Annotated in this window: 11 protein-coding genes and 1 pseudogene; 9 read left to right on the top strand and 3 right to left on the bottom strand. The window is 64.0% G+C overall.

The features are described 5' to 3' along the window. Together IVB32_RS11585 and IVB32_RS11580 are read left to right on the top strand one after the other, a co-directional pair. Positions 1 to 227 (top strand): annotated as a pseudogene (locus IVB32_RS11585) (hypothetical protein); the annotation flags it as partial. Between the two features lie 199 nt (positions 228 to 426). Then, positions 427 to 702, top strand: a complete 276-nt coding sequence (locus IVB32_RS11580) for a GNAT family N-acetyltransferase (RefSeq protein ID WP_018458006.1) — start codon at positions 427 to 429, stop codon at positions 700 to 702. A gap of 53 nt (positions 703 to 755) precedes the next feature. On the opposite strand, the gene IVB32_RS11575 is transcribed toward IVB32_RS11580, so the two are convergent. Further along, positions 756 to 1,139: a DUF3597 domain-containing protein gene (locus IVB32_RS11575; protein WP_085384623.1), complete on the bottom strand. Its 384-nt coding sequence runs from the start codon at positions 1,137 to 1,139 to the stop codon at positions 756 to 758. Positions 1,140 to 1,473: 334 nt separating this feature from the next. On the opposite strand from IVB32_RS11575, the gene IVB32_RS11570 reads away from it, so the two are divergent. Next, positions 1,474 to 2,382 carry a DUF2189 domain-containing protein gene (locus IVB32_RS11570; RefSeq protein WP_247296633.1) on the top strand — a complete coding sequence of 303 codons (909 nt, stop codon included), beginning with the start codon at positions 1,474 to 1,476 and terminating at the stop codon, positions 2,380 to 2,382. Between the two features lie 130 nt (positions 2,383 to 2,512). Then, positions 2,513 to 3,337, top strand: coding sequence for a lytic murein transglycosylase (locus tag IVB32_RS11565; protein ID WP_018458009.1), 825 nt, complete (start codon positions 2,513 to 2,515; stop codon positions 3,335 to 3,337). Positions 3,338 to 3,413: 76 nt separating this feature from the next. Here the strand turns inward: IVB32_RS11565 and IVB32_RS11560 are convergent, their stop codons facing one another. Beyond that, entirely contained in the window at positions 3,414 to 3,740 is a 327-nt protein-coding gene (locus IVB32_RS11560; RefSeq protein WP_247410389.1) for a hypothetical protein, read from the bottom strand. A 617-nt stretch (positions 3,741 to 4,357) separates the two neighbouring features. Between IVB32_RS11560 and IVB32_RS11555 the strand changes: the two genes are divergently transcribed. From IVB32_RS11555 to IVB32_RS11535, 5 genes are all read left to right on the top strand, one after another. After that, positions 4,358 to 4,510 (top strand): DUF1127 domain-containing protein, encoded by a 153-nt coding sequence (locus tag IVB32_RS11555; protein WP_018458011.1) that lies wholly within the window; start codon positions 4,358 to 4,360, stop codon positions 4,508 to 4,510. A 126-nt stretch (positions 4,511 to 4,636) separates the two neighbouring features. Beyond that, complete coding sequence (gene trmFO, locus IVB32_RS11550; RefSeq protein WP_247410388.1) at positions 4,637 to 6,064, top strand: methylenetetrahydrofolate--tRNA-(uracil(54)-C(5))-methyltransferase (FADH(2)-oxidizing) TrmFO; 1,428 nt, start codon at positions 4,637 to 4,639, stop codon at positions 6,062 to 6,064. A gap of 7 nt (positions 6,065 to 6,071) precedes the next feature. Further along, positions 6,072 to 7,166: a serine/threonine protein kinase gene (locus tag IVB32_RS11545; protein WP_085384637.1), complete on the top strand. Its 1,095-nt coding sequence runs from the start codon at positions 6,072 to 6,074 to the stop codon at positions 7,164 to 7,166. A 105-nt stretch (positions 7,167 to 7,271) separates the two neighbouring features. Next, positions 7,272 to 7,829 carry a CAP domain-containing protein gene (locus tag IVB32_RS11540; protein ID WP_247385810.1) on the top strand — a complete coding sequence of 186 codons (558 nt, stop codon included), beginning with the start codon at positions 7,272 to 7,274 and terminating at the stop codon, positions 7,827 to 7,829. Between the two features lie 78 nt (positions 7,830 to 7,907). Further along, complete coding sequence (locus IVB32_RS11535; protein WP_247296626.1) at positions 7,908 to 9,086, top strand: aminotransferase class V-fold PLP-dependent enzyme; 1,179 nt, start codon at positions 7,908 to 7,910, stop codon at positions 9,084 to 9,086. A gap of 16 nt (positions 9,087 to 9,102) precedes the next feature. Here IVB32_RS11535 and IVB32_RS11530 read toward each other — a convergent pair. After that, the coding region (locus IVB32_RS11530; protein ID WP_247410387.1) for a pyridoxal-phosphate dependent enzyme at positions 9,103 to 9,953 on the bottom strand (851 nt) is incomplete at its 5' end.

Raw genomic sequence — 9,953 nt, 5'->3', positions numbered from 1 at the left:
ATCCCAATCACCCGCGCGCTGCTTCAGAACCAGCGCGCGCGGCCCGATCCGAGCGCAACAGGTCGCAAGCCGCGCTTCAGCCCTATTCAAAGGAATGGTGGCAGGCGAAGGATGGCATCGAGGAGGAACGGGACGCCAGGGTCAACCGTTCCCTCGTCATCTGCCAGGGATGCCTGCGCCCGCAGGCGCAGCCGGAGGATTCCAGGCTCGCCAAGGCGACCGATTGAAGCATCCGGGCGATCAGGCCTAGGAAGAGATCCAACGCCGGCGTTGCGAGAAGCGGCGGGGGGCTACAACGCCCCGAGCTTCCATAACGACGCAGTTTCCGGATATCTCCCCTGCGGCAACCACTCTTGCTCGCACCTTGGCAAGGACCGGTTGAGGCGCCTAGATCAGAGGCAAGCAGCATGTCGGAAGGATTTTTGCATGGCGCCGTCGGTACGGGATAACAAGGACAGAAGCCGCTTCGAGCTCGATGTCGGCAGCGAAATCGCCTTCGCCAATTACCGGCTGACGCCGTCGGCGGTGATCATCACCCACACCGAGACGCCGCGCGCGCTGCGCGGCCGCGGCATCGGCTCCGAGCTGGTCAAGGGCGCGCTGGAATTGATCCGGCGCGACGGCAGGAAGGTGATTGCCGGTTGCGGTTTCGTCGTCGATTATCTCGACAGGCATCCGGAAGATGCGGATCTCGTCGCCTGAATGCAAAAGGGCCCGCGCGATCGCGGGCCCTTGGATTGCGACCGGGCGATCGGTCAGTGCTTGATCTCCGGCGGCAGCTTGCCGCCATTGGCGGCGAGCTTGGACATCACCTGCTTGTGCAGCCAGACGTTCATGGTCGCGGAATCGTTAGTGTCGCCGCTGTAGCCGAGCTCCTTGGCGAGGTCCTTGCGCGCAGCGAGGCTGGAATCGATGTCGAGCGCCTTCATCAGATCGACGATCGAGGTGCGCCATTCCAGCTTTTCGCCCTTGTGCGCAGCGGCCGCCGCGTCGACGATCGAGGCAACGTCCACCGTCGCCGCGGATCCGCTCGGCGCGGCCCCTGCGGGCGCGCTGCCCGACGGTGCGCTGCCTGCGGGCGCGGCGGAAGCTGGCTGGCTACCGAAGATCGCGCCCATAATTTTCCCGAAAATGCTCATGTCTGCTCCCCGAAAAGGACCCGCTGGAAGGGCCTTGAGTGGCACTTATAGACCAAGTTGCGTCGTTGCGCCCGCCAAAGTTCCGCGAACAAGCACGCAGCATCAGCTTATCTGCGGCGAAATAACGACCGAATGACACTGTAGAGATTGCACCGCGGCATCGAATCTCACCCAAGCGTGAGGGACAGGACTCGCAAATGGGCGTACGGTTGACGTTCAGTTCGCGATGCCATCCGGAATTCGCGTCTGGTTGGGGATCGCGAAACTCAGAATAGCGGCCGCTTGCGCCGTTGCTGGCGCCAGATGCGGCCGCATGGCAAGGGAGCTAGCGACCATGGCCACACTCTACCCGGGCAATGTCCCGTCCATGGCCCAGACCGCCGAAGCGGCTGGACCGGTGATCCGAACCATCCAACTCTCCGATCTGCAGGATGCGCTCAAGCGCGGCTGGGACGATTTCAAGGCGGTGCCGAGCCACGCCATCATCCTCTGCGTGATCTATCCTGTGCTGGGCCTCGTGCTCGCCCGCGTGGTGATGGGCTATTCAGTGTTGCCGTTGTTGTTCCCGCTGGCCGCAGGCTTCGCGCTAATCGGCCCGTTCGCCGCTCTCGGTCTCTACGAGCTCTCCAGCCGGCGCGAGCGCCATGAGGAGGCCAGCGCCTGGGATGCCATGGAGGTGCTGCGTTCGCCCTCGTTCGGCGCCATGCTCGGTCTCGGCGCGCTGCTGCTAGCCCTGTTCGTGACCTGGGTTGCGACCGCGCAGGCAATTTATGTCGCCGCTTTCGGCTATGAAGGCGCATCCGGGATCTCGGATTTTCTGACGCGCGTGCTCACGAGCCGGCAAGGCTGGTGGCTGATCGTGGTCGGCTGCGGCACCGGCTTCCTGTTCGCCCTTGCCGCGCTGTGCATCAGCGCCGTGTCGTTCCCGCTGATGCTTGACCGCCATGCCGGCGCGTTCGAGGCCATGGTGACGTCACTGCGCGTCGTCGCGAAGAACCCGGTGCCGATGGCGGCCTGGGGCCTGATCGTGGCCGTCCTGCTGGCGCTGGGCACCATTCCGGCCTTCCTCGGCCTTGCCGTGGTGGTCCCCGTGCTCGGCCATGCCACCTGGCATCTCTACCGCAAGGTGATCTCGGCCGATCCGGGCGCGCGTCCGGTGCCGCCTCCGCCGCATCGTGCACGCAAGCCGGCCGCCGACTTCCCCGCCAACCTCTTCCCCTGGCGCAATCGGACCGACGCCTGACGATATCGTGACATGCGATCCTGCCCCGGTGCGGGCAGGATCGCGCACTGTCATACGCCTTGCTTTGGCCGCGGTTTCCATCGAGATTGCGCGCGCCGTTCAGATCACTTCACGGAATTTATTTGCTCGAATGACCCCGACGATTTCTCGTCTCGCCCTCGCAGCCTTAGCCATCACCGCGTCCATCCTATCCGCTCAGCCAGCGCTCGCCGCTGTTGCCTGCGGTTCAGGCAATTTCGACGCGTGGCTTGCAGACTTCAAAACGGACGCCGCGGCCAAGGGCGTCTCGCAACAGGCCATTTCTGCCGGGCTCGCCGGTGTGACGCTCGATCAGAACGTGCTCAACCGCGACCGCTCGCAGAAGGTCTTCAGCCAGACCTTCGAGGAGTTTTCCGGCCGCATGGTGCCGCCGCGCCTGACGCGCGGCTCCAACATGATGAAGCAATACGGCTCGGTGCTGTCGCGTATCGAGCAGACCTACGGCGTGCCTGGCGAGGTGCTGGTCGCGATCTGGGGTCTCGAGACCGATTTCGGCGTCAATACCGGCAAGTTCGCGACCATCCGCTCACTGGCGACGCTGGCCTATGACTGCCGGCGCTCCGAGCAGTTTCGCGCCGAGCTGTTGGATGCGCTCCGCATTGTCCAGCGCGGCGACCTCGCACCGGCCGACATGAAGGGCGCCTGGGCCGGCGAGCTCGGACAGACCCAGTTCATGCCGTCGTCATGGATGAAATACGCCGTCGATTTCGACGGCAATGGTAAGCGCGATCTCCTGCACAACGCCCCTGACGTGCTCGCCTCCACCGCGAACTATCTTGCTGGTTATGGCTGGCAGAAGGGTAAGGATTGGCAGCCGGGCAGTCCGAATTTCGCGGTGCTGCAGCAGTGGAACAAGAGCGAGGTCTACTCGAAGACCGTCGCCTATTTCGCCACCCAGCTCGCGCGCGCCCCTTAGATGAGATGCTTGCAGGACAAAAGCGTAGGGCCGATCGCTCGGCGACCGGCCCTCTCCTAATGCGTTCCTGAAGTTCCTATTTGCCCATGGTGGCGTGCATCGCTTTGTTCAGATGCGCGCCGCACGCACCCATTTTGCCGTTGAGCAGCGAGTCCTGCGCGGCCGCGATCTCCTTCTGCGCGACGAACTTGCCGTCACCATCGGCCATGTTTTCGATCGCGGTCTCTGTCTTCTCCAAATTGGCCGAGCTGCAGCCGCCGGCGGCGTGCTTGGCGGCCTGGGCCGGCGTGACGGCGAACGCAACGGCGGCAATTGCGACAACCCCGAGTAACTTCGTCATGACGTTACCTTCCTTCTCTTGTTCTTGGGCCAGAGCCAGCGACATTGCCGGAATCTGCGACATCACCTTCCTCCGGGCGCGGCAACTTGACGCAATGAATTCCCTGCGAGAATTGCGTGATGTTGCGCGGCGCGCAGAGCTGCATGCAAAATTTCTGATTTTCATTACGCGCTTGTAATCAACGCCACACGTTCAGCGTGTGTGCACTGCGAGCGGGGACGGTTGTGGCTAACCAAGCGGGATAGTCCTGACTCGCCGCCCTTCGTCATGTGGATCCGCTGCAACCAGGCGAATCGCTGGCGAGAGTTGGCAAAAGTGTACGCACGCGCCAAGTAATGAGTATCAGTTCATTAGAATCATGCGATTCTCGCATGTGAGACTTGGTTATAGAAGCTAGTCGATCCGCTTGCGGACAAGAGCAAAGCGACTTATTTCGCTCCGAACGGAACCGACTAGCCCATAGCAAATCCGTGAATTCACGGGACTTCAGACCTGTGCTCCCTGTTCCGCCTACCCTTTGGGCGGGAGTGCTTTCGGGTTAATCGTCCGTTACCAGCGCCATGCACTCAGCGCTTAGCTGCATCGCAGCATCGGAACTTTCGCACTGCACCACTCTCACCTATATTCATTTCAACGATGAGGCTCGGGCAAGAGCTGAATCGAACTACAGGAGATTACCAATGCTGCTCTCGCTCATCCGCATGATCCAAGCTTTCCGGGACTATCAGCGCAATGTTGCCGAGCTGTCCCAGCTCAGCGATCGCGAGCTTTCCGATATCGGCCTCGATCGCTCCGACATCCCGCGCGTTGCCGCCGGTCAGTATCAGGGCTGATATCGTTCAGCCCTGAACCGGAAGGACCGATAGCGCCCGCCTCGTGCGGGCGTTGTCGCATCCGGAGGCAGAAAACTCGATCTCGGCGATTCCACTGATCGCCGAAAAGCGCTACCTGTCCGCCCCATGACAGGACCCCAATCAAATACCGTGCATGTGATCGGCGCAGGCCTTGCCGGCTCCGAAGCCGCCTGGCAGGTGGCCAAATCCGGCGTGCCCGTGGTGCTGCATGAGATGCGGCCGACCCGCATGACCGAGGCACACCGCACCGATGGGCTTGCCGAGCTCGTCTGCTCCAATTCGTTCCGCTCGGACGATGCCGCCAACAACGCCGTCGGCCTGCTGCATGCCGAGATGCGCCGCTTCGATTCGCTGATCATGCGCGCAGCCGACGCCAACCAGGTACCCGCCGGCGGCGCGCTGGCGGTGGACCGCGACGGCTTCTCGGCGGCCGTCACCAAGGCGCTGAACGATCATCCGCTGATCGAGATCGCCCGCGGTGAGGTCGCAGGCCTGCCGCCGGCCGAGTGGAGCAACGTCATCGTTGCGACCGGCCCCCTCACTTCGGCGCCGCTGGCCGATGCGATCCGCGAGTTGACCGACGAGAACGCCCTCGCCTTCTTCGACGCGATCGCGCCGATCGTGCACCGCGAATCCATCGACATGTCGGTGGCCTGGTTTCAGTCACGCTACGACAAGGTCGGTCCCGGCGGCACCGGCGCCGACTACATCAACTGCCCGATGACAAAGGAGCAGTATGACGGCTTCGTCGCAGCGCTGGTCGCCGGCGAGAAGACCGAGTTCAAGGAATGGGAGACCAACACGCCCTATTTCGACGGCTGTCTGCCAATCGAGGTCATGGCGGAACGCGGCCCCGAGACTCTCCGCCATGGACCGATGAAGCCGGTCGGCCTCACCAATCCGCACGATCCCACCACCAAGGCCTACGCGATCGTGCAGCTGCGCCAGGACAACAAGCTCGGCACGCTCTACAACATCGTCGGCTTCCAGACGAAACTGAAATACGGCGAGCAGCAGCGCATCTTCCGCACCATTCCGGGGCTGGAGAAGGCCGAATTTGCTCGCCTCGGCGGCCTGCATCGCAACACCTTTCTCAACTCGCCAAAGCTGCTCGACGGCCAATTGCGCCTGCGCGCGCAGCCGCGGCTGCGCTTTGCCGGCCAGATGACGGGCTGCGAGGGCTATGTGGAATCCGCCAGCGTCGGCCTGATTGCCGGTCTCTATGCGGCAGCGGAGGTGCGCGGCGAGACGCTTGCGAGTCCGCCGGTCACGACTGCGCTCGGATCCCTGCTCGGCCACATCACCGGCGGCCATATCGAGACCATCGAGCCCGGCACGCGCTCGTTCCAGCCGATGAACATCAATTTCGGCCTGTTCCCGCCGCTCGCCAGCGCACCGACGAAGAAACCCGACGGAAGCCGGCTGCGCGGGAACCAGAAGACGGTGGCCAAAAAGCAGGCGATGAGCGCGCTGGCGCTCGCCGATCTCGATCGCTGGATCGCCGATCACCTGCGCATTGCCGCCGCGGCGTGAGTTTTCGATGAACCTTCCCAAAGACGACGCCGCAACACTCTCGGCGCGCTGGACCGAGGGCGTGCTGCTCAAGCGCGACGTGTTCTCGACCGTCGAGCGCGGCCGATTCCGCGACGATGACGGCGAGGTCGACGCGGTGCTGCGCCGCCTTGACGAGGTGCCGTGGTGGTCATTCCTTTTGGCGCGCCACCTGTTCGCCCGCGAGAAGCATGCGCTGGCACTCGCTAAGGGACTCGATGTCGGCCCGGAGCTGCTGTGGGCCGGACGCCGCGCGCTGGTGCGCAGCTTCGTCGATGGTGTCGCACTGCATCTGGCGAAACCGCATGGCGACCTCGCCTATTTTCGCTCGGCGAAGGCCGCGCTGCGACGGCTGCGCCGCGCCGGAATCTGTCACAACGATCTTGCCAAGGAACAGAACTGGCTGGTCGGCCGCGACGGTCGCGCCTATGTGACCGACTTCCAGCTCGCCGCCTGCTTCGACCGTCGCGGCCGGCTTTACCGGATTCTGGCCTATGAAGATCTCCGGCATCTGCTCAAGCACAAGCGATCCTACGCGCCCGAGGCGCTGACGCCGCGCGAGCGCAAGATCCTGGCGAAGAAGTCGTTCGCCGCCAGCCTCTGGCTCGCCACCGGCAAGAAGGTCTATCGGGCAATCACCCGCGGCCTGTTCAACTTCACCGACCGTGAAGGCGGCGGCCGAAGGCTCGTCAACGACGCGCCGGTGCTGGCAGAATTGATCCGCAAGAACCCCGCCGTGCGCGACACCGCCATCGTCGCCTTTGCCGATCGCCGCTCCGGTGTCGGCCTCTATGCCTTCGTCGAAGCCGATCAGGCCGCGCTCGAAGGCCAATTGCGCAACGAGCTCACCGCTGCCAAGGGGCCAAAGCCGCCGGAACACATCCAGGTCGTGCACGCACTGCCACGCAATCCGGACGGCAAGCCGCGCACGGAGATCCTGCAACTGGTCGCCATGAACCAGCTCGACCTGATCGAGCCGATGATGAAGAACGACCAGGACCGTGCTTTCCTCAAGGACATCCTGGAGCAGCGCAAGAACCTGCGCGACCGCTTCAATTTCGAGGCCGACCTGCCGGCGAGCTAACGTGGATCACGCCTTGAAGCGTCCACATTGGCGATAGAGAAGCGATCCGATAATTCGAACTTGGCGGGGGGACTTGGCGGGGTCATGGGCACTCGGGGGTACATGATGCATCGTGTGGTTGGCGGCCTGATCGCTAGCCTTCTGCTGCTCGCCACCACGTCCGCAATGGCCGAGTCCCCCGCCGAGCTGATCTCGAGCTTCCGCCTCAAGCATGGTGAGGTCCGCGTCGTCCGCGATTCGACCCTCGACCGCATCGCCATGGACCAGGCGCGCGCGATGGCGACGAAGGACGACCTCAGTCACGACGCCCTCGGCCCGTTCAACCGCCGGGTCGCACCGGCCGGCGCAGGCCGCGCCGCCGAGAACATCGCCTACGGCTACGACAATTTCGAGAAGACCCTCGGACAGTGGATCGACTCGTCGGGACACCGCAAGAATCTGCTGCTGCATAACGCTTCCCGCGTCGGGATCGCGAGCGCGAAAAACGCTAGCGGCAAGCGCACCTATTGGGCAGTGGTGATCGCCGGCGACTACGAGCCGAAGGGCAAAGGCAAAGGCAAGAAAGACGGGGAGCCGCTGGTTGCGGTGAAGCGCGAGGCTGCGCCCGCCAGCAAGCCAAAATCCAGCGGCTGCCACATCAAGCTGCTCGGCCTTTGCATCTGAGACCAAGCTTGGCCATCTTGTTCGCATCCCTCGACGCGTTTAATCCATGCACGAGGATCGCGAGACGCGGAGGCATGGATGATGGATATCGACCGAATTCGTCGCGACACGCCGGCTGCCTCTCGGCTCGCCTATCTCCACAACGCGGGCGCAGCGCTGATGCCGGCGTCGGTTGTTGCGGCGATGAAGGAACACATCGATCTGGAGAGCGAGATCGGAGGCTATGCCGCCGCCGACCGCGAGGCGCGCCGACTTGAATCCGTTTACGGCTCGGTCGCCCGCCTCCTGAACGCCGCGCCCGATGAGATCGCCCTCATGGAGAACGCGACGGTTGCCTGGCAGATGGCTTTTTACGCGCTTCCATTCAGCAAGGGCGACCGGATCCTGACCGCCGAGGCGGAGTACGCGGCCAACTATGTCGCCTTTCTTCAGGTCGCCAACCGAACAGGCGTCGCGATCGACGTCGTGCCGAGCGATGCCAGCGGCGAGCTCGACGTCGACGCGCTCGAACGCATGATCGATGAGCGCGTGAAGCTGATTGCGATCACCTGGGTTCCGACCAATGGCGGGCTGGTCAATCCGGCTGCAGCCGTCGGCAAGATAGCGCGGGCGCACGGCATCCCCTATCTGCTCGACGCCTGCCAGGCAGTCGGACAGATGGTGGTCGACGTCGAGGCCATCGGCTGTGACATGTTGTCGGGGACCGGGCGTAAATTCCTCCGCGGCCCGCGCGGCACCGGCTTTCTCTACGTCGGCCGAAAAATGCTGCAGCGGCTCGAACCGCCAATGATCGATCACTTCGCCGCACCCTGGGTCTCCCGGGACGCTTTTCGGCTGCGTGACGATGCGCGCCGTTTTGAGACCTGGGAGAACAACTACGCAGCCCGGCTTGGGCTCGGCGCGGCTGTCGATTATGCCCTCGATATCGGGATCGGCCCGATCGAGCGGCGTTGCCGCATGCTGGCGGACCGCCTCCGGGGCGGCCTTGCATCCATTCGCGGCATCAGAGTTCGCGACCTCGGACGCGCTCCGGGAGCCATCGTCAGCTTCACGGTGGAAGGGTACGAGGCGGAAGCGGTCGTCAGCGACGCGGCCGCAGCCGGCATCACGATCGGTGCCTCAGATCCGTCGAGCACGCGCATCGATGCCGAAATCCGCTCGCTGCCGCCGGTGGTGCGCGCCTCCCCGCACTACTACAATACGGACGCGGAGATCGATCGGCTGATCGCCCATTTGGCGGGTTTGACGCGGCGATAGCGGCGATCATGCACGCTCAGGTACAGCGCGCACTCAATCCGGATGCGCCAAGCTTCGCCATGACCTCGTCGAGATGGGCGCTGTCGCGGGTTTCAATCACCAATTGCAGCAACGTCGCCTTGGCCGGAAGATCCGAGAACGTGCGCTGGTGCGAGACCTCGATGATGTTGGCGCCGGCCTCGGCCAGCAGTGCCGCGACCGCAGCCAATTGGCCGGGCCTGTCGGGAATGTCGAGCGACAATTGGGTGAGCCGCCCCTCGCGCGCCAACTCGCGGGTCAGGACCGATGCGATCAGACGTGTGTCAATATTGCCGCCGCTCAGCACCAGCCCGACCTTCTGACCGGCGAAACGGGACGGGTCGGACATCAGCGCGGCGAGGCCAGCGGCACCGGCGCCTTCCACGACCGTCTTCTCGATCGAGATCAGGGTCGCCACCGCGCGCTCGAGCTCGGCTTCGTTGACGAGCGCAATGTCGTCGACAAGGCGGCGGACGATTTCGGTCGTGATCTTGCCGGGCGACTTCACCGCGATGCCTTCCGCGAGTGTGTCGCCACGTGCCGGCAAATTGCCGTCATGGATGGCATTGTACATCGAGGGGTAGAGCCAGGCCTCGACGCCGAGGATCCGCAGCGACGGCTTGATCGATTTCGCGGCAATGGCGATCCCGCTGATCAGGCCACCGCCGCCGATCGGGACGACCAGCGTATCGAGCTCCGGCACGGCCTCGAGTATTTCCAGCCCGACCGTGCCCTGCCCTGCGATGACAAGCGGATCGTCATAGGGATGGACGAAGATCATGCCATGGACTTCGCCGTGGCTGCGCGCATACGCGGCCGCCTCCTCCAGCGTGGCGCCCGTCACCACCA

Source organism: Bradyrhizobium sp. 23, assembly GCF_023073295.1.
In the GTDB taxonomy this organism is placed as follows: Bacteria; Pseudomonadota; Alphaproteobacteria; order Rhizobiales; family Xanthobacteraceae; genus Bradyrhizobium; species Bradyrhizobium canariense_D.
Note: the sequence above shows the minus strand (reverse complement) of the source record. Positions and strands in the feature narration are given on the sequence as shown.

Excerpts from the sequence above, each read along its gene's own strand:
- IVB32_RS11580 (WP_018458006.1), top strand. The coding sequence starts at position 427 with ATGGCGCCGTCGGTACGGGATAACAAGGACAGAAGCCGCTTCGAGCTC.
- IVB32_RS11575 (WP_085384623.1), bottom strand. The coding sequence starts at position 1,139 with ATGAGCATTTTCGGGAAAATTATGGGCGCGATCTTCGGTAGCCAGCCA.
- IVB32_RS11570 (WP_247296633.1), top strand. The coding sequence starts at position 1,474 with ATGGCCACACTCTACCCGGGCAATGTCCCGTCCATGGCCCAGACCGCC.
- IVB32_RS11565 (WP_018458009.1), top strand. The coding sequence starts at position 2,513 with ATGACCCCGACGATTTCTCGTCTCGCCCTCGCAGCCTTAGCCATCACC.
- IVB32_RS11560 (WP_247410389.1), bottom strand. The coding sequence starts at position 3,740 with ATGTCGCAGATTCCGGCAATGTCGCTGGCTCTGGCCCAAGAACAAGAG.
- IVB32_RS11555 (WP_018458011.1), top strand. The coding sequence starts at position 4,358 with ATGCTGCTCTCGCTCATCCGCATGATCCAAGCTTTCCGGGACTATCAG.
- trmFO (WP_247410388.1), top strand. The coding sequence starts at position 4,637 with ATGACAGGACCCCAATCAAATACCGTGCATGTGATCGGCGCAGGCCTT.
- IVB32_RS11545 (WP_085384637.1), top strand. The coding sequence starts at position 6,072 with ATGAACCTTCCCAAAGACGACGCCGCAACACTCTCGGCGCGCTGGACC.
- IVB32_RS11540 (WP_247385810.1), top strand. The coding sequence starts at position 7,272 with ATGCATCGTGTGGTTGGCGGCCTGATCGCTAGCCTTCTGCTGCTCGCC.
- IVB32_RS11535 (WP_247296626.1), top strand. The coding sequence starts at position 7,908 with ATGATGGATATCGACCGAATTCGTCGCGACACGCCGGCTGCCTCTCGG.